The following is an 18,017-nucleotide window of genomic DNA, read 5'->3' on the forward strand; positions in this document are numbered from 1 at the left end:
GGCTTCTGGCTTCTGCCTTCTACCTTCTAACTTCTACCTTCTAACTTCTAACTTCTAACCTCTAACTTCTAACTTCTGCTTTCATAGTTCATCACAATGATCGATTTGAAATAACAAAATTTTAGTAAAAAGAGTTGTATGAATTTTGGGTTATACCTAAATGGGTAATTCTTAAACTATTGTGAATTACATCGATTTCGTTAGTAAATTCATAATTTTTTTAGATTTTTCAAATTTAATACTTATTTAAATGTTATATCTTTGTTATTCTTTCAAAAACAACTAAAAAAAAGAACCATGAAGACTTTGAATAATTTTGATTTTAAAAATAAAAAAGCAATAATAAGAGTAGATTTTAATGTTCCTTTGGATGAAAATTATACCGTAACAGATACCAATCGTATTGAAGCAGCAAAACCTACTATTGATGCTATTTTGGCGCAAGGAGGTAGTGTAATTTTAATGTCTCACCTAGGAAGACCAAAAGGAGCTCAAGACAAATATTCTTTAAAACATATTTTAAAAGCTACTGCTGATATTTTGGGAGTTCCTGTTCAATTTTCTTCAAATTGTATTGGTTCAGAAGCGCAAGATGCTGCAAAAAATTTAAAACCCGGTCAAGTATTATTGTTGGAAAATTTACGTTTTCACGATGAAGAAGAGGCTGGAAATGTTGCTTTCGCCAAAGAATTAGCTTCCCTTGGCGATATTTATGTAAATGACGCTTTTGGTACTGCACACAGAGCACATGCTTCTACAACTATTATAGCTCAGTTTTTTCCTGAAAACAAATGTTTTGGACTATTATTAGCTAAAGAAATCGATAGTTTAAACAAGGTTTTAAAAAACAGCGAAAAACCGGTTACCGCGGTATTAGGAGGTTCAAAAGTTTCATCTAAAATTACGGTTATCGAAAATATTTTGGATAAAGTAGATCATATGATTATTGGTGGTGGAATGACATTTACTTTTGTAAAAGCTTTAGGCGGAACAATTGGCGATTCAATCTGTGAAGATGATAAATTGGATTTAGCTTTGGAGATTTTAAGACTAGCCAAAGAAAAAGGAGTTCAAATTCATATTCCTGTTGATGTAGTGGCTGCAAATGATTTTTCGAATACTGCCGATACACAAATTGTAGATGTTAGAGAAATTCCTGACGGATGGCAAGGTCTTGATGCTGGGCCTAAATCATTGGCGAATTTTGAGAAGGTGATTATGGAATCAAAAACTATTCTTTGGAATGGTCCATTAGGTGTTTTTGAAATGGAAACATTTGCTAAAGGAACTATTGCCCTTGGAAATTATATCGCTGCTGCTACTGCAAAAGGAGCTTTCTCACTTGTTGGAGGAGGAGATTCTGTTGCTGCAGTTAAACAATTCGGATTTGAAGATAAAATGAGTTACGTTTCTACTGGCGGTGGGGCTATGTTAGAAATGCTAGAAGGTAGAACATTACCTGGAATTGCTGCAATTCTAGACTAGTTTCAATTGTATTTTATTTCAATTCCTATTTCTTAGATTTTTAATTTGTTAGTTATATTAAAAATCAATAAAACCTTTAGTTGCTTGTATTGGCAATTAAAGGTTTTTGTTTTTTTAATATAGTTCAACTAAATAATTTCTACTCCTTGTAGCGTTTCTGGTTTAGTTTAATCCAAATTTCGAAATAATAAAGCTAGCGCGTTTGGTTTCTATGTGCTAAAAAATAATTTCACCCAACGGGTTCTAATAAGTAGCCTGTCAACTTTGAAACCAATTTTCGGATTTTCCATTCCTTTTTTTTTGGTTTGAAAAATTTCATTTTAAGTATATTATTGAAAAATATTACGCACAAAAAGCAAAAAAAAAGGTTAAATATCGAATTTTTTTGTATTTTTAACATTATTTGTGATTTTAATTGGAAAATACCTTTTAAGTTTGCAATAATTAATTTGTAATCTGTTGTATCATAACAAATTGTGATTGCATTTAATATATCGTCCCAATTCAAAACGTTTTAAATATTGAGTATAGACGATACCATATTAAGCTATAAAACGGTCTTAGTTTGTAAATAAATGTTTGTTTCTTGGTCAGTTATGCCATTAGGATAGCGTTATTACATGTAATCGATAAAAAATATTATCTGGATATGAAATTATTAAATACCACTTTTTCATTTTTATTTTTACTTTCTTTTACTGCTTTTTCTCAAAATAGTGTTGAGAATTCTGTAGTAATCCCATCAGAGAAGCCTTTATCCTTTTTAGATTCTATCAAAAAATCTTTTGTTTCTTATGATCGAACTGTAAAATCTGACAGTTTATGGATGAATCAGATTGGGAATACTTTAGATATTTATAATAATTTAGAGACCGAAATCAATACCGTTAATATTGATAAAGATATTGACAAAGAATTACCCACGGAATTATTAAAACAACGTTTGGCAGCCTTAGATGCTAAGTCTCCTTTCAATATTGAATACAATCAAGGTTTAGAGAATTTAATAAAGTCCTTTCTTAAAAACAGGCGAAAAGCTTTTGCCAATCAAATGGCAGTTGCAGAATATTATTTTCCAACCTTTGAAGAAGCATTAGCCAAACAAAACGTACCATTAGAGATTAAATATTTAGCGGTTGTAGAATCTGCTTTAAACCCAAAAGCTGTTTCAAAAATGGGCGCTACTGGTTTGTGGCAATTCATGTACAATACTGGAAAACAATACCGATTGAATATAGATTCTTATGTTGATGAACGTTCAGATCCTTTAAAATCCTCGGAAGCTGCGGCTCAGTATATGACTAATATGTATGCTATTTTTAATGATTGGGATCTCGTTTTAGCCTCCTATAATTCGGGTCCTGGAAATGTTACAAAAGCCATTCGTCGATCGGGTGGACAACAAAATTTCTGGAACATAAAAAAATACCTTCCCTTAGAAACGCAAGGTTATTTACCTGCTTTTTTGGCCACGATGTATATTTATGAATACCATAAAGAACACGGTATTGTACCAAAAAAAGCTTTGGTTAAGCATTTTGAAACCGATACGGTAATGGTAAAAAGAGAAATGAGTTTTGCACAAATATCAGATTTATTAGATTTGCCTATTGAGCAATTGCAAGCATTAAATCCATCTTACAAACGTAACGTTATTCCAACTTATGAAGGTAAATATCATTATTTGACATTGCCCTCTTCAAAAATTGCAATTTTTACTTCCAATGAAGATAAAATCTATGCTTATGTGCAATATGAATTGGATAAGAGAGAAAAATCAAATCAAAATTGGAAAACAAATTATGTTAAAGATTCTTTGAAATATATAGCTTCTTCTAATTCAAAAGTAAAGTATTATAAAGTAAAGCGTGGCGATAATCTAATTGCTATCTCCAAAAAGAATGGTATTGCCGTATCCGATCTGAAAAAATGGAATAATATTGTTGGAAAAACGGTTCCTGCTGGAAAGACATTAAAGATTTATAGTCTCAATAATGAAGATCCTTCCTCAAGATTGGCCTCCAATATTGAAAAAAGCAAACCTATTATTGTCAAAGAAAATACTAACGTAGCTGCTGTAGATACCAAATCAATTACGGATAAAAAAGATACACTTTTAGTAAATGGATCCAATTCATATATCGTTCAAAAAGGGGATAATCTAAATACGATTGCCAAAAAATTTAATACAACGGTTACTGAAATTAAAGAATGGAATAATTTGACTTCTCCAAATATCAAATTAGGTTCATCTTTACTCGTTTCTAATGCGGTTATTGAGACTAAAGAATCAGTTGCAATGGTGACTCCAGAGCTCAAAGATATTGAATATGAAGTTCAAAAAGGGGACAATCTTGGAAGTATAGCTAAAAAATTTGGTGCTACTTTGTCTGATTTAAGACAATGGAACGCTTTACATACTAACAATTTGTCAATTGGTAATAAAATAATTGTTGCTAAAAATGAAGTAGCTATAATTACCAATAATGCCACTGTCGCTTCTTTTAAGAAAAAAGAAATTTCAACAGCTGTATCTAAAAACAGTGATGTTAATTATCTGGTTCAAAAAGGAGATTCATTATATAGTATTTCTCAAAAATATCCTGGTGTTACAGTAGCCGATTTACAAAAATGGAATAATATCACTGGGGAAGATTTAAAACCAGGAATGGGATTGAAAATTAAAGGGTAATTTACTATATTTTAAACTAATTAGTTTTAGTCTTTTCGCGTAAAGTTTCTTTTTTTGCTGCATCCTTTATAATATTAGAATTTTTCATGGTTTACTACTTGTTGTTTTTAGCTTTAACTAATTTTGGGTAGCTATAAATATTTGAATAAACTCCTGTATATTTGAATTCTTTTCTTTCTTATCTATGAGTAAATATTCTATTTTAATATTGTTTTTAGTCGTTTTCTTGTTTTCCTGCACTAATAAAAGTAAAGATAGGAACATCTCTTCAACAGGAAAACTAAATGCTATTTCGGTTGTAATAGATGATCAATTATGGAACGGGATTGTTGGTGATAGTATTAGAAACAAATTTGCCAGTCCAGTAGAAGGGTTGCCTACAGAAGAACCACGATTCGATATAAATCAATTTCCAACTCATTTAATGGAAGGATTTGTTACCAAAAGCAGGATAATTATTGTTGTCAAAAAAGGCACTAAGAATTCTTTTGAAATTAAGAAAAATAAATACGCTACTCCTCAAAATGTAATTCATATAGCTGGAAGGTCACTTACTGATCTTGTGAAGATTATTGAGCAAAGAACACCTCAAATAATTAAAATTTTAGAAACTTCAGAACTCAAAGAACAGCAACGATTATTAAAAGTGCCGCTGCAAAATGTTGATTTTATTCAAAAACAATTTGCTCTTACTTTACAAATCCCTAAACCATATAGCTATATATTTAGACAAGAGGATTTTGTTTGGCTAAAAAAAGAGTATAGCACGGGAAGTACGAGTATTATTTTGACTCAATTGCCTATAAAAGATATTAATACTGATGCTGATATTCTGGAACAGTTTATTCGAATACACGATTCTCTTGGTGCTCTATATATCAAAAGTTCTGATGCTACATCCAAAATGTATATTGACAAATCGTTTCCGCTTTATGTTTTCAAAACGACTCTGAATGGAAAAAGCACCTACGAAATTAAAGGGACTTGGCGTTTGAAAAATAGTTTTATGTTTGGGCCTTTTGTAAATTATCTTATTTGGGACAACAAGAAAAACAGAATTATTTTTTTGGAAGGTTTTTGTTACTTGCCTTCAAAAGACAGACGTGATTTTATGCAAGAATTGGAAACGATATTGAAAGGAGTAACAATCCGTTGATTTCTTTTTCGAATCTAAATTCCCAAATGTAAAAGGGAATCATGATTTGGTCAAACGATTTTATAGTTTAGCTGAAAACGTATCGGTTTTTACAAGCCGTTAGGGCTAACTTGAATAAGCACTACTTTTTGTCCAATCTTTACTTTTGTAAGTTTCAAATAGAGCTCGATATTGTTTCCGCAATATGTAACTACATGAGGCCATTTTTTAAACTTAAATCAATGTCGTTTCTTTAAGAGTGGGTTTTGTCATTCCGACGTAGGAGGAATCACATTATGTGTTCCTGTAATGTGATTTCTCCCTCTGGTCGAAATGACAAACTAAATGAATTTGGTCTGAGAGTTCCTTAAGGAAATGACATGGAAACATAAATCTAAATTTTAATGTAGAATCTGATTTAAAAGATGAGATTTTTGAAGTATTATATTTTAAATTGATAGACGATAAGGATTAATTTTGTGAAATGGTTTTAGTTTCGGTCGATGTCCTATTTGATGTGATTGTTTTCTCAAACGGAATTAAATTTTTGCATTTGATTTATCAAAAGAATGTTATTTTTGGATTCTATTTTTATTAAATCATTTAATTACTAATTAAGCCTGCACTCATGACTATAGAATGGAAAATAAAGCCTTTTGAGGCATTAACTGTTAATGAATTATATGATATTCTGCAATTGCGAAGTCGGATCTTTGTAGTGGAGCAAAACTGTGTCTATCTTGATTTAGACGGCAAGGATAAAGTGGCTTTGCATTTGTTTGGTACTTTTGATGGAAAAATTGTGGCCCACGCTCGGCTTTTTAAATCGGGAATTTCATTTGATAATGCATCCATAGGCCGAGTAACGGTAGATCCAGACTATAGAGATAGAAAATGGGGGCATGATTTGATGAAAGAATCAATTGCTGGAATTTTTAAGCACTTTGGCGAAAGCCAAATCACTATTGGCGCTCAATTGTATCTTAAGAAATTTTATGAAAGTCATGGTTTTGTTCAAACGAGCGAAATGTACTTAGAAGATGATATTCCACACATTGAAATGATTAAGAGCTAATTGCAGTGGTATTTAAAAAAAAAATGGTTTGTTTTGGAATTTTCATCCAATACAAACCATTTTTAGTATTCGTTTAGTTCTATTTTTTTAAATTTTCAAAATAGAATTATATTCTGTTGGAGTATTCAAAATGCTAACTGCTTTCTTTATTTCAGGGTTGCTTTTGATGTAATAATCATAAAGTCCCTCCTGGTATTGGTACCGTTTGATGATTTCATCCTGTAGTAGTCCTTTTATTTCCTTTTGATTTTTGTCCAGTAATGCATTTTCTGATTTTTGGAGAGCATTATACAATTGTTGGTATTCTAAAGCAATTGATTCATCTAGTTTTTCTTTTTTGGCTGTGGCCAAAGTATTTTTCAAAGCCAATTCAGTCTCAGTGTCAAAAGAGAATTTTTGTGTTTTCAAAAACAACTTGAAATCCGTGTAATCGGTATCCGTTATTACTGGGATTTTGTTGCCTAGATTTGGGTTTTTGTAGTAATATTGCGTAGCATAATTAAAAATACCGTCATTTTTTAGTAATGCATTAGCAATGGGACTAGTTTTAGTTTCTTCCATCTCGATGTCTGGCAATACACCGCCACCATCATATACGGTGCGTCCTTTTCTGGTTTTAAAGGTGTTGTAGTTTTTGGCATCGGTTCTGGTGGCTAGACCATTTTTGTCTTTATGGGCATAATCCAACGCTTGGATGCATCTTCCTGATGGGGTGTAATAGCGGGAAATGGTTACTTTGAGTTGTGTTCCGTATGTTAGTTCAACGGGTCTTTGCACCAATCCTTTTCCGAAACTTCGACTTCCCAAAACCACAGCCCGATCCAAATCTTGCAAAGCTCCAGAAACAATTTCCGAGGCGGAAGCGCTATGACCATTAACCAGAATCACTAATGGAATAGTAGTGTCAACTGGTTCTTTGGATGTTTTATAGGTATTGTTGTGTTTTTCTATTTTGGACTTAGTGGTTACGATAATTTCGTTTTTTGGTACAAATAGATTGCAGATATTTACTGCTTCGTTCAATAATCCACCAGGATTTCCTCTAAGATCCAATACAATTCTTTCGGCCCCTTGTTTTTTTAGTTGTTCCAAAGCGTCTCTGGTTTCGTTTGAAGCTTTTTTGTTGAAATGAGCCAGTACAATATATCCCGTTTTGTCATCAATCTTAGCAAAATAGGGAACCGATTTTATTTCGATTTCGTCCAAGGTTATTATGGTAGTATAAGGTTTGCCTTGGCGAATGTATTTTATATCAATTTTGGTGTTTTTTGAACCTTTTAATAGTTGCGAAGCATCGTCCTTAAAGTCGGCCAAAGGGGTGTCACCAATTTGAACAATTTCATCTCCTGCTTTGAGTCCTGCTTTGTCTGCTGGAAAATTTTTGTAGGCTTCTTTTATAATTAACTTGTCGTCTTTTCGAGTTATTAATGCCCCAATTCCAGTGTATTCACCCGTATTATTGATCTTGAATTTGAGTACTTCTTGTTCGTTATAAAAAACAGTATACGGATCCAGTGAACTCAGCATGCCTTTTATGGCATTATTCATCAATTCCGCTGGTGTAGTTTCGTCTACGTAATTCTTGTTCAGCTCTTTGAACATAGTTGTGAAAATTTCCAATTGTTTGGCAATCTCAAAATAGTCGTCTTTGAAGCTTACCCCCACAAATAAAAAAGCAGATGCAATAACTGGAATAATGATTTTTTTTTGGAAAATAGTGCGCATGATTATATGTTTTTTTTCTTGAATCGTTTTCTTATAAAATAAATTAGAGCCGTTGCAATAAGTAAAAAAGGCCACACTTCCAGCATTCCTAAAAAGAAGCTGGAGATACCGTTAAACCCTGATTTAATGGCATTCCAAATTTTTTCTCCATAGGAAACGGTGATGCCTCCTTCTTCGGCTACCGTTTTGTAGAATTCTATGTTTATGGTACTCAATGAAACTTGACTTTGTAAATATCTTAATTGCCCTTCTTTGGCTTCAACTTCTTCTCGAATAGCCGAAAGTTGCGCTTCGATGGCTAGCATTTCAGACATTTTGGTTGCTTTTGATAAAAGTTCCAAATACCTGTTTTCTAGTTTCTTTTTTGCCTTTAGTCGGGCATCAATGTCAATGTATTCCTCGGTTACGTCTTGGGAACTAATTTCTTTATTGTCAAAATAAGCAACACCAGTTGAAATGTCTTTGATAAACAAATCAAAATTCTCACTTGGAATACGAACAGTTAATTTTTTATAAACGGTACCATAATCTTTTCCTTCACTATCATTTTGAATAATAGCCTTTCCTTTCTTAACGGCCGTTTTTATTTGTTCATAAGTAGTTTCTAAGTCATTGCATTCAAACTTAATATTGCCATTTTTTATTATTTTTTGAGCTATGTTTTTGTTTTCTGAAGTTGGAGCTCCATAATTACCGCCAACTTCAGCTATCTTCTTGGAAGGGGAAGATAATTTAATTGCTTGGATTGATTCTTCGTCATAGGAAAATGCTTCAGTATCAGATTTTTTGCAACTAAAAAAAGAAAAAAACAGAATTACTAATAAAATTTTTGTGTTCATACAGCTTTATTTAGTTCTAAAAATACAAAATTAATTTAGATAACGACAAAGCCATCGATTTCTGTTTTATTGTCTCTTATAAAAAGGGTTATTGTTCTTTTTTAATTTGCAATAAGAATTTCTCGAACAATTGTATGGTTTTGGTATTGATTTCTGCATAAGACAATCGGTCTTTGCTTTGGTAAAAAAGCATAAAAGAATACGGTTGGTCCAGATTATCCAATAGTAAATGTTTGTTGAGTCTATAGGTTTCTCGAAGTACACGTTTAAAATAATTGCGGTCTACTGCTTTTTTGAAATATTTTTTGGAAACAGAAACTCCTATTTTTATTTTTTCGCCTTCATCAAAAGTTCCCGCATTGTAAACCAATCGCAACGGATATTTTGAAACCGATTTGCCCTCGGTAAATAATAATCCAATAGTGATTTTGCTTTTGAGTTTCTCGTTTTTGGGATAAGTAAATTTCATTTTATAAAAGGACAGAGTTATTGGTAACAAAGGTACGATTAAAGTGCAGTCGTGCAATAGACTGTTTGATTACAATTGTTTTTGATTTGGTTCAAATAAATGAGCTTTAGAAGAGAACAGCTTGAGGGGAATATCCTTAAAATATGGATTTTTCACCATGCTTTTTAAAAATAGGGCTCTCGCAAAGACGCGAAGACGCGAAGACGCGAAGAAATCGTCTCTAAACTTTGCGCCTTCGCGTCTTGGAGAGAAAATACAAAGCTTAACTTAAAGACATTGTGCTTGAGGGGAATTTCCTTAAAATATGGATTTTTCACCATGCTTTTTAAAAATAGGGCTTTCGCAAAGTCGCGAAGACGCGAAGAAATCGTCTCTAAACTTTGCGCCTTTGCGTCTTGGAGAGAAAATACAAAGCTTAACTTAAAGACATTGTGCTTGAGGGAAATATCCTTAAAATATGGATTTCTCACCATGCTTTTTAAAAATAGGGCTCTCGCAAAGACGCAAAGACGCGAAGAAATCGTCTCTAAACTTTGCACCTTTGCGTCTTGGCGAGAAAATACAAAGCTTAACTTAAAGACATTGTGCTTGAGGGGAATATCCTTAAAATATGGATTTCTCACCATGCTTTTTAAAAATAGGGCTTTCGCAAAGACGCGAAGACATCGTCTCTAAACTTTGCGCCTTCGCGTCTTGGAGAGAAAATACAAAGCTTAACTTAAAGACATTGTGCTTGAGGGGAATATCCTTAAAATATGGATTTTTCACCATGCTTTTTAAAAATAGGGCTCTCGCAAAGACGCGAAGACGCGAAGACGCGAAGAAATCGTCTCTAAACTTTGCGCCTTTGCGTCTTGGCGAGAAAATGCAAAGCTTAACTTAAAGACATTGTGCTTGAGGGGAATATCCTTAAAATATGGATTTCTCACCATGCTTTTTAAAAATAGGGCTCTCGCAAAGACGCGAAGAAATCGTCTCTAAACTTTGTGCCTTTGCGTCTTGGCGAGAAAATACAAAGCTTAACTTAAAGACATTCTGCTTGAGAGGAATTTCCTTAAAATATGGATTTCTCACCATGCTTTTTAAAAATAGGGCTTTCGCAAAGACGCGAAGACGCGAAGACGCGAAGAAATCGTCTCTAAACTTTGCGCCTTTGCGTCTTGGAGAGAAAATACAAAGCTTAACTTAAAGACATTGTGCTTGAGGGAAATTTCCTTAAAATATGGATTTCTCACCATGCTTTTTAAAAATAGGGCTTTCGCAAAGACGCGAAGACATCGTCTCTAAACTTTGCGCCTTCGCGTCTTGGAGAGAAAATACAAAGCTTAACTTAAAGACATTGTGCTTGAGGGGAATATCCTTAAAATATGGATTTGTCACCATGCTTTTTAAAAATAGGTCTCTCAAAGACGCGAAGACGCGAAGAAATCGTCTCTAAACTTTGCGCCTTTGCGTCTTGGAGAGAAAATACAAAGCTTAACTTAATGACATTGTGCTTGAGGGAATTTCCTTAAAATATGGATTTTTCACCATGCTTTTTAAAAATAGGGCTTTCGCAAAGACGCGAAGACATCGTCTCTAAACTTTGCGCCTTTGCGTCTTGGAGAGAAAATACAAAGCTTAACTTAAAGACATTGTGCTTGAGGGGAATATCCTTAAAATATGGATTTCTCACTATGCTTTTCAAAATAGTGCTCTCGCAAAGACGCGAAGACGCGAAGAAATCGTCTCTAAACTTTGCGCCTTTGCGTGAGGGATAGAGCAAGGCGCCATGCGCTCGTGATAGCCCGACCGTGTTGAGTAAAGTGACTAAATAAGCGGTTTCAAAAGTAAGCCACTTTGCTCAATGGGGTCACGCCCAAATTTTTACTAACGAAAAAGAGCTCCTAGTTTTTGTTTTGTATTGATTGGTAAGTAAATAGGTTAATTGGCTTTAATTTGGTGTGGTTATAAATTGTCCTAAAAATATATTTATTACTTTTGTGGCAAATTTAACAGTATGCAAAAAATTATTTCGTATCCCTTATCTTTTATTGTTTTAGTGCTTGTTTTGTTGGCTTTGGTGGTGTTTCATCCTATTCAATGGATTTGTTTGCACGTTTTTGGATACCAAGCTCATAAAAAAAGTGTCGATTATCTGAATTTTATATTGCTAAGAATTGTTTTGCTTTTGGGTGTAACTTTTAGTTTTGAGAATAGAGAACGAATTCCAAAAGGAGTGCCGATAATATTTGTGGCCAACCATCAGAGTTTGTATGATATTATTGCTATGATTTGGTTTTTAAGAAAATTTCATCCCAAATTTGTCAGCAAAAAAGAATTAGGGAAAGGAGTCCCGAGCGTTTCGTTTAATTTGCGCCATGGAGGTTCCGTATTGATAGACCGAAAAGATCCTAAACAAGCCATTCCATCGATCAAAAAAATGGCAAATTATATTGAAAAGCATAAGCGTTCTGCAGTGATTTTTCCAGAAGGAACCCGCAGTAGAACTGGGAAACCTAAAGAGTTTGCACAAACGGGTTTGAAGATTTTATGCAAAAATGCACCATCGGCTTATGTTGTACCTATAAGTATTAATAATTCATGGAAATTAATGAAATATGGAACTTTTCCTTATGGTTTGGGAAATCGTATTACCTTTGTGGTTCATGAAGCCATTGCGGTAAAGGATTTTGAATTTAGTGAAATCATGGAAAAAACCGAATCGGCGGTCGTTAGTGGAATAAAAATTTAATTAAATTATAAATAATGTCTATAAAAAACATTCGTCTAGAAGTAATGCAGTTTCTAGAAAACAAGGTGGAAAGTTTTGTTGATCAATACTTAATACCAGTAGAAAAAATTTGGCAACCTTCGGACTTTTTACCCAATTCTGAAAGTGATAATTTTCTAGAAGAAGTAAAAGAACTTAGAGAGATATCCAAAGATTTACCATATGATTTTTGGGTTGCTATGGTTGGGGATATGATCACCGAGGAAGCTTTGCCAACCTACGAAAATTGGTTGATGGAAGTAGAAGGTGTGGATAACCTGGAAAGAAATGGATGGGCCAAATGGGTTCGCCAATGGACAGGTGAAGAAAATCGTCATGGTGATTTATTGAATAAATACTTGTACTTATCAGGTCGTGTAAATATGAAAGAAATTGAAATGACTACTCAGCACTTGATTAACGATGGTTTTGATATTGGAACTGGTAGAGATCCGTATAAGAACTTTGTCTATACTAGTTTTCAAGAACTGGCTACTTATGTTTCGCACAATAGAGTTTCGCAATTGGCCAAAAGTTATGGTGATAAAAAATTGTCTAAAATGTGTAAAATGATTGCTGGAGACGAAATGCGTCATCACCATGCTTATAGTCATTTTGTATCGGAAATTTTTAAGATAGATCCAAGTGAAATGATGCTTGCTTTTCAATACATGATGAAAGCTAAAATTGTTATGCCAGCTCATTTCTTGAGAGAATCTGGTAATAAAATTAGTTCTGCATTTGAACATTTTTCTGATTCAGCACAGCGAATTGGGGTATATACTGCCAATGATTATGTAGAAATCATGCAAAAATTAATTGATAAATGGGAAATTGATAAAATAGGAAATTTAACGGATGAAGCCGAAAAAGCCCGTGATTATTTGATGAAATTACCAGGTAGAATGGCAAAAATTTCTGAAAGATTGGTAATACCTCAAGAATCCTTTCAATTTAAATGGGTAGAACCTGCAAGATTGTAAATTTTAGATTGAAGAGTAACGATTTTAGAATAAAAATTGAAATGCTGATTTTTGAAGTTTTCGCTTTAAGAATCGGCATTTTTTTATAAAAAATACCCAATTTATGAGCAATCCAGATTTAATAAATAAAACGATACTTTTTGTAAAAGAAAAATTAGCGAATGCCGAAGGCGGACATGATTGGTTTCATATTCAAAGGGTTTATAAAAATGCACTTTTGATTGCTAATGGGGAAACCTGTGATCTAACTATCGTAAAATTAGGTGCTTTGCTTCATGATATTGCCGACAGCAAGTTTCATGGTGGTGACGAAACATTAGGATCTATAATTGCTCGTGAATTTTTGGAAAATGAAGCTGTACCAGAAGCAATTATTGAACAGGTGATTCAAATTATTGAAAATGTCTCTTTTAAAGGTGGAAAAACGGCAAAGACATTCTCGTCAATCGAATTGGATATTGTGCAGGATGCAGATCGGTTGGACGCAATAGGTGCCATTGGCATCGCTAGAGCTTTTAATTATGGAGGATTCAAAAACAGATTGTTGTATGATCCTCAAATAGCTCCCAATATGCATCTTAGTAAGGAAGAATACAAAAATAGTCAAGCGCCAACAATCAATCATTTTTATGAAAAATTGTTATTGCTAAAAGATAAAATGAATACTGCAACCGGTCAACAAATTGCCAAAGAAAGGCATCGCTATATGCAAGGGTTCTTGGCACAGTTTTATGCGGAGTGGGATGGGGAGCAATAGATTTTAACCTCAGAAGATTTTATAGCGGAATTCAGAAATGTTATTTCGCAAAGAGACGCAAAGAAAACACAGAGACTCACTAAGAGTTTAGTTTTACTATTTTTGGGTGACTTTGCGTTTTTTTCTTTGTGAAACTCTGTGGAATTTTTTTCCTATTTTGTAGCTCTTAAATCGAAATTCCTTTCTCTTTCATTTCTAGAATCACATCCGAAGCATTCTTAAAAGTAGGCGCTTGTTCGATTATACTTCCCACACGTTTTTTATTCAATTTGAAGGTAATATCATTTTCGGTGGTGAACAAAAGTGCCGTTAGAAACGGATTGTTCATATAAGGAGCCAATACTATAAAAGCTTCGTCAAGCGAATGAAAACTTTCAATCTCTTCTGTTTTGTAGCGCGCCGTAACCGAAAGGCTAAAAACACCATCATTCAAAACAGGACGCACATAAATATTTTTCAGTTCAGTATCGCCTATGGTTTTGGCCAACGTTAGTTTGGCGTATGTTTTATCAGCAATGCTTTCTTTTACTTTTCCCCAAAACTCAGCAAATACAGGTTGAAACGACATAATTTTATTTTTAGGTATTATCGAAATGCAAAATTAAGTTTTTGAAACCAAACAAATTGCTTTTGCGCTCAAGATAATCATAGGAATGCATAGTAATTCTTTTTGTAATCGTTCATTTCAATAAAAATAGCATCATTTTTTTGGTTCTAAATTGAACATGAAGTTTTAAAATGGGTATGAGTTTTTTAATGTATTTAAAGAATAGTTGGAAGAGAGTGCAAAATAAATCGAAACGCTATAAATGATTACGTTCAAAATTTATATATTTGTACGTATAAATATTTTATATTATGGATACTAAACTCACTTTAAAGCTAGACCAAGAGATAATTGAAAAAGCGAAACATTATGCATCTGAAAAAAAATTAAGTTTATCCAGACTTATAGAAAATTATCTTAATTCATTGACTTCAGATCAAACAAATAATGACTTACAAATTTCTCCGTTTGTAAAGAGTCTTTCTTCAGGAATTAAAATTCCAGCCGATTACGATTATAAAAAAGAACGTGCTGATTATTTAGATCAAAAGTACAAATGAGCAGAATTTTTTTAGATACCAATGTAATATTAGATTTGTTGGGAGAAAGAGTACCTTTTTTTGACTCAATTGCTAAGGTTGCTACTTTGGCAGATCAAAAAAAGCTTACTCTAATTGTCTCTCCTCTTTCATTCACTACAATAAATTACGTTTTAAATAAATACGAAACATCAGAATCTGTTTTGAATAAACTTCGAAAGTTTAAAATAATCTGTGAGGTTTGTGAGGTTAACGAAGAAACAATAGACAAAGCGCTGAATTCGAGTTTTAAAGATTTTGAAGATGCTGTTCAATATTTTTCTGCTTTACAATCTAACTGTTCAATAATTTTAACTAGAAACGGAAAAGACTTTAAGCAGTCTACAATTGCAATTATGACAGCTGAGGAGTATTTAAGTAGCATAATATAAAGTACAACCACCAACAATTATTAAATCGGATTTGAGCAATAGTTTTAATAGGAAGTTGTTTTTGTATTTGGAATAATTTGCTTCCTCTATTCGCTATCGCTCAGGTGGCAAATTCGAAAAAAAGTTTAATTTAGTCCCAAACCCAGTTTTGAACCAGAACGTTAGCATACATTTTGCCGCAACTGGGAAATAAAAATATAATTAATATGAAAAGACTTTTTATCCTTATCTCTATCTTGGCAATAAGCTGTAACAAAGATGAAACAGGTGTTCAAACTGATAAGAATTCAATAAATTTAGTCACAGGAATTAATTTTAGACAAGACATAGACGGCACAGTATTAAAACTTGGAAACCCAAATGTTTTAGTGAATAATAAATTTTTACTTTATCCAAATCCAGCAAACGAATCCGTTTATATTTTAGCAGAAGAAAATGTTACAGATGTTTGGTTTGTATCAGCAAATCCAGAAAAAATTTATCAAGAAATAAACTTCAACAATGTTTTGAGTACAAATTTGTATAATGAACAATCCATTATCTCAAATTCAAATTTTTCTATTAGCGGACAAACTTCAAACAGTTTTAAAATGAACATAGGTACTCTTGCAAAAGGATATTATAAAGTATTCGTTAAAATTGGCGGAAAATTATATTGGGATAATTTATATAAATATGAAAATCAAGGTAGTAACGAAGAACAATTTAGCAAAATAAATGATTTTTGGAAATAAAAATTAGGGCTAAAATAAACCTTTGTTAAAAGCGACTACATAGGATTTGGGCAATTGGCTTACTGGGAAAATGGATTTATATTTGGAATAATTTCATAAATCCGGAAATACCTTTTGATTTAATACGAAACTACTTTTATTAATGAAATGAAGCATGTTTATTCAATAAATAAATCAATAATTAAGACAAAACAATGAAACGAATAACCGTATTCTGTGGCTCCAGTTCCGGAACCGAAGAAATTTATACTTTGCAAGCGACTTTTCTTGGAGAAACATTAGCCAAACGAAACATAGAATTAGTATATGGCGGAGCCAAAGTTGGACTTATGGGAGCTGTTGCCGACGGTATTTTGAGCAAAGGTGGAAAAGCAATCGGAGTGTTACCCAATTTTTTAGGTTCCAAAGAAATCGCTCACCCAAATCTCACCCAATTAATTTTGGTCGATACCATGCATGAACGAAAAACCAAAATGAATGACCTATGTGATGGTGTAATAGCCTTGCCTGGTGGTTTTGGTACATTGGATGAGCTATTCGAAATGCTGACTTGGGCACAATTAGGTCTGCATAAAAAACCAATTGCCATTTTGAACGTTAATGGTTATTATGATGCTTTACTGACTTTTGTACAAATGATGGTAGACAAAGGGCTTTTGAAAGAAGTAAACCAAAAAATGCTTTTGGTAAGCGATTCAATTGAAGACCTTTTAGATAAAATGGAAAACTATATTGCGCCAAATGTTGGAAAATGGATAAACAAGGAAAATGTTTGATATTCCTTTAATCTAATTATAAATAATTACCTAATGCATTTGCTGTCATTTCGTGTTTTGCAATAGTTTTCTTGTTCCCAAAAAGGCATAAAACAAAAAATATTGATTTACAGTACAATTATATTTCCTCTTGTGGTTTTTTTGATTACATTTAAATTTTTAGAAAAATATTTTTGAATGTGGGCGTTTTAAAGGGTCATTTCGTAGTTTTCGAAAGCCAAGAAGTCCATAAAAATGGATTAAAATCAATCATAATGAATAATGATACCGTTTCTGAACCAATAGTTTCTGTTATTGAAAACAAAAAAGTGGATCACCGAATTCGTATAGCAAATTTTGCCCCCGATCCTGAGTCACGTTTGGATTCTATGGAAATGAAATGGAAGCCAATTTATGATGCTACTATTCCATTCAGAGATTTGACCAATCTTGAAACCAAAAAGGAAAGTTATTTTAAACTCATAGAAAAACTAAATGTTGAGAAAAGTATTCGATATCAAAAAACGATTGAAGATACCTATTGCAATGTCTATACTTTCGATTATTGTTATTTTTCCAAAGTGTATGTTCCAACGATTTGGTGGACAGAGGAAGCACTTCAAAAAATATTGAATGGAGAAGAAGTGCCAGTAATTTATGAAGAAACCGTAGACCATATTTACTCCAGTGCCATTCATGATTGGTTTTTGCAATGGGGAGTTAGTTTTGGTTGGAAAAGAATGTATAGCGTAGATGAAATGCAATCACAAGTCAATAGCAATGGAGGTGTTGGCATTATTTGTGCCAAAAGAAAAATAAAAGGCCTCTCTGGCCATATTGTTCCTGTAGTCCCCGAATCGGATTTGCACCAAGCCTACCGAGAAAATGGAGTTGTGCGATATCCTTTGCAGTCACAAGCAGGAAAACTGAATTTTAATTACTTCTCGAAGGAAAAAGAAGCTTGGTGGGAAGACGAATTGTATTCTTCTTATGTTTTTTATTACCACGATTAAACGAAGTAATTAATAAGATTATACTATCAGTCTTCATTTTTATTGATTATCAGTATATTAAGTACTTGGAATTGATGTAATAAAGA

17 protein-coding genes are annotated in these 18,017 nt (G+C 33.0%); 12 read left to right on the forward strand and 5 right to left on the reverse strand.

What is annotated here, in order from left to right; translation table 11 throughout:
• The first annotated feature begins 297 nt into the window (after window positions 1–297).
• The 4 genes from OZP06_RS08195 to OZP06_RS08210 all read left to right on the forward strand — a co-directional run bounded on the left by OZP06_RS08195 (window position 298) and on the right by OZP06_RS08210 (window position 6,387).
• Window positions 298–1,485, forward strand: a complete 1,188-nt coding sequence (locus tag OZP06_RS08195; RefSeq protein WP_269224445.1) for a phosphoglycerate kinase — start codon at window positions 298–300, stop codon at window positions 1,483–1,485.
• A 649-nt stretch (window positions 1,486–2,134) separates the two neighbouring features.
• On the forward strand, window positions 2,135–4,177 hold the full coding sequence (locus OZP06_RS08200; protein WP_281324469.1) for a LysM peptidoglycan-binding domain-containing protein: 2,043 nt from the start codon (window positions 2,135–2,137) through the stop codon (window positions 4,175–4,177).
• 184 nt (window positions 4,178–4,361) lie between these two features.
• Window positions 4,362–5,333, forward strand: a complete 972-nt coding sequence (locus tag OZP06_RS08205) for a DUF4837 family protein (protein WP_269224448.1) — start codon at window positions 4,362–4,364, stop codon at window positions 5,331–5,333.
• A 607-nt stretch (window positions 5,334–5,940) separates the two neighbouring features.
• Complete coding sequence (locus OZP06_RS08210) at window positions 5,941–6,387, forward strand: GNAT family N-acetyltransferase (protein WP_269224449.1); 447 nt, start codon at window positions 5,941–5,943, stop codon at window positions 6,385–6,387.
• An 87-nt stretch (window positions 6,388–6,474) separates the two neighbouring features.
• On the opposite strand, the gene OZP06_RS08215 is transcribed toward OZP06_RS08210, so the two are convergent.
• The 4 genes from OZP06_RS08215 to OZP06_RS08230 form a co-directional block, all read right to left on the reverse strand.
• Window positions 6,475–8,112, reverse strand: coding sequence for a S41 family peptidase (locus OZP06_RS08215; protein ID WP_281324470.1), 1,638 nt, complete (start codon window positions 8,110–8,112; stop codon window positions 6,475–6,477).
• 2 nt (window positions 8,113–8,114) lie between these two features.
• The gene (locus OZP06_RS08220; protein WP_281324471.1) at window positions 8,115–8,951 is read right to left on the reverse strand and encodes a DUF4349 domain-containing protein; all 837 of its coding nucleotides are present in this window, start codon (window positions 8,949–8,951) and stop codon (window positions 8,115–8,117) included.
• A gap of 88 nt (window positions 8,952–9,039) precedes the next feature.
• Entirely contained in the window at window positions 9,040–9,420 is a 381-nt protein-coding gene (rnpA, locus tag OZP06_RS08225) for a ribonuclease P protein component (protein WP_269224452.1), read from the reverse strand.
• Window positions 9,421–9,584: 164 nt separating this feature from the next.
• Window positions 9,585–10,046 (reverse strand): hypothetical protein, encoded by a 462-nt coding sequence (locus OZP06_RS08230; RefSeq protein ID WP_269224453.1) that lies wholly within the window; start codon window positions 10,044–10,046, stop codon window positions 9,585–9,587.
• Window positions 10,047–11,419: 1,373 nt separating this feature from the next.
• Here OZP06_RS08230 and OZP06_RS08235 point away from each other — a divergent pair.
• The 3 genes from OZP06_RS08235 to OZP06_RS08245 all read left to right on the forward strand — a co-directional run bounded on the left by OZP06_RS08235 (window position 11,420) and on the right by OZP06_RS08245 (window position 13,912).
• Window positions 11,420–12,154, forward strand: coding sequence for a lysophospholipid acyltransferase family protein (locus tag OZP06_RS08235; RefSeq protein WP_269224454.1), 735 nt, complete (start codon window positions 11,420–11,422; stop codon window positions 12,152–12,154).
• Window positions 12,155–12,168: 14 nt separating this feature from the next.
• Window positions 12,169–13,155, forward strand: a complete 987-nt coding sequence (locus OZP06_RS08240) for an acyl-ACP desaturase (protein WP_269224455.1) — start codon at window positions 12,169–12,171, stop codon at window positions 13,153–13,155.
• Window positions 13,156–13,258: 103 nt separating this feature from the next.
• The gene (locus tag OZP06_RS08245) at window positions 13,259–13,912 is read left to right on the forward strand and encodes an HD domain-containing protein (RefSeq protein WP_269224456.1); all 654 of its coding nucleotides are present in this window, start codon (window positions 13,259–13,261) and stop codon (window positions 13,910–13,912) included.
• Window positions 13,913–14,078: 166 nt separating this feature from the next.
• On the opposite strand, the gene OZP06_RS08250 is transcribed toward OZP06_RS08245, so the two are convergent.
• Window positions 14,079–14,480: a hypothetical protein gene (locus tag OZP06_RS08250; protein WP_269224457.1), complete on the reverse strand. Its 402-nt coding sequence runs from the start codon at window positions 14,478–14,480 to the stop codon at window positions 14,079–14,081.
• 290 nt (window positions 14,481–14,770) lie between these two features.
• Between OZP06_RS08250 and OZP06_RS08255 the strand changes: the two genes are divergently transcribed.
• The 5 genes from OZP06_RS08255 (at window position 14,771) to OZP06_RS08275 (ending at window position 17,931) form a co-directional block, all read left to right on the forward strand.
• Window positions 14,771–15,019, forward strand: a complete 249-nt coding sequence (locus OZP06_RS08255) for a DUF6364 family protein (RefSeq protein WP_269224458.1) — start codon at window positions 14,771–14,773, stop codon at window positions 15,017–15,019.
• Window positions 15,016–15,429, forward strand: coding sequence for a PIN domain-containing protein (locus OZP06_RS08260; protein WP_281324472.1), 414 nt, complete (start codon window positions 15,016–15,018; stop codon window positions 15,427–15,429). Before OZP06_RS08255 ends, OZP06_RS08260 begins: the two co-directional genes overlap by 4 nt.
• A gap of 206 nt (window positions 15,430–15,635) precedes the next feature.
• Entirely contained in the window at window positions 15,636–16,163 is a 528-nt protein-coding gene (locus tag OZP06_RS08265) for a hypothetical protein (RefSeq protein ID WP_269224459.1), read from the forward strand.
• A gap of 194 nt (window positions 16,164–16,357) precedes the next feature.
• Window positions 16,358–16,939, forward strand: coding sequence for a TIGR00730 family Rossman fold protein (locus OZP06_RS08270; RefSeq protein WP_269224460.1), 582 nt, complete (start codon window positions 16,358–16,360; stop codon window positions 16,937–16,939).
• Between the two features lie 254 nt (window positions 16,940–17,193).
• On the forward strand, window positions 17,194–17,931 hold the full coding sequence (locus OZP06_RS08275; RefSeq protein WP_269224461.1) for a hypothetical protein: 738 nt from the start codon (window positions 17,194–17,196) through the stop codon (window positions 17,929–17,931).
• The last annotated feature ends 86 nt before the right edge of the window (window positions 17,932–18,017 follow it).

Origin of the sequence: Flavobacterium sp. IMCC34518 (genome assembly GCF_027111095.2) — a bacterium.
In the GTDB taxonomy this organism is placed as follows: domain Bacteria; phylum Bacteroidota; class Bacteroidia; order Flavobacteriales; family Flavobacteriaceae; genus Flavobacterium; species Flavobacterium praedii.

What these genes read in the sequence shown, in the direction of transcription:
- OZP06_RS08265 (WP_269224459.1), top strand. Translation starts at nt 15,636, where the DNA reads ATGAAAAGACTTTTTATCCTTATCTCTATCTTGGCAATAAGCTGTAAC.
- OZP06_RS08210 (WP_269224449.1), top strand. Translation starts at nt 5,941, where the DNA reads ATGACTATAGAATGGAAAATAAAGCCTTTTGAGGCATTAACTGTTAAT.
- OZP06_RS08255 (WP_269224458.1), top strand. Translation starts at nt 14,771, where the DNA reads ATGGATACTAAACTCACTTTAAAGCTAGACCAAGAGATAATTGAAAAA.
- OZP06_RS08195 (WP_269224445.1), top strand. Translation starts at nt 298, where the DNA reads ATGAAGACTTTGAATAATTTTGATTTTAAAAATAAAAAAGCAATAATA.
- OZP06_RS08250 (WP_269224457.1), bottom strand. Translation starts at nt 14,480, where the DNA reads ATGTCGTTTCAACCTGTATTTGCTGAGTTTTGGGGAAAAGTAAAAGAA.
- OZP06_RS08235 (WP_269224454.1), top strand. Translation starts at nt 11,420, where the DNA reads ATGCAAAAAATTATTTCGTATCCCTTATCTTTTATTGTTTTAGTGCTT.
- rnpA (WP_269224452.1), bottom strand. Translation starts at nt 9,420, where the DNA reads ATGAAATTTACTTATCCCAAAAACGAGAAACTCAAAAGCAAAATCACT.
- OZP06_RS08215 (WP_281324470.1), bottom strand. Translation starts at nt 8,112, where the DNA reads ATGCGCACTATTTTCCAAAAAAAAATCATTATTCCAGTTATTGCATCT.
- OZP06_RS08240 (WP_269224455.1), top strand. Translation starts at nt 12,169, where the DNA reads ATGTCTATAAAAAACATTCGTCTAGAAGTAATGCAGTTTCTAGAAAAC.
- OZP06_RS08200 (WP_281324469.1), top strand. Translation starts at nt 2,135, where the DNA reads ATGAAATTATTAAATACCACTTTTTCATTTTTATTTTTACTTTCTTTT.
- OZP06_RS08245 (WP_269224456.1), top strand. Translation starts at nt 13,259, where the DNA reads ATGAGCAATCCAGATTTAATAAATAAAACGATACTTTTTGTAAAAGAA.
- OZP06_RS08275 (WP_269224461.1), top strand. Translation starts at nt 17,194, where the DNA reads ATGAATAATGATACCGTTTCTGAACCAATAGTTTCTGTTATTGAAAAC.
- OZP06_RS08205 (WP_269224448.1), top strand. Translation starts at nt 4,362, where the DNA reads ATGAGTAAATATTCTATTTTAATATTGTTTTTAGTCGTTTTCTTGTTT.
- OZP06_RS08230 (WP_269224453.1), bottom strand. Translation starts at nt 10,046, where the DNA reads ATGGTGAGAAATCCATATTTTAAGGATATTCCCCTCAAGCACAATGTC.
- OZP06_RS08220 (WP_281324471.1), bottom strand. Translation starts at nt 8,951, where the DNA reads ATGAACACAAAAATTTTATTAGTAATTCTGTTTTTTTCTTTTTTTAGT.
- OZP06_RS08260 (WP_281324472.1), top strand. Translation starts at nt 15,016, where the DNA reads ATGAGCAGAATTTTTTTAGATACCAATGTAATATTAGATTTGTTGGGA.
- OZP06_RS08270 (WP_269224460.1), top strand. Translation starts at nt 16,358, where the DNA reads ATGAAACGAATAACCGTATTCTGTGGCTCCAGTTCCGGAACCGAAGAA.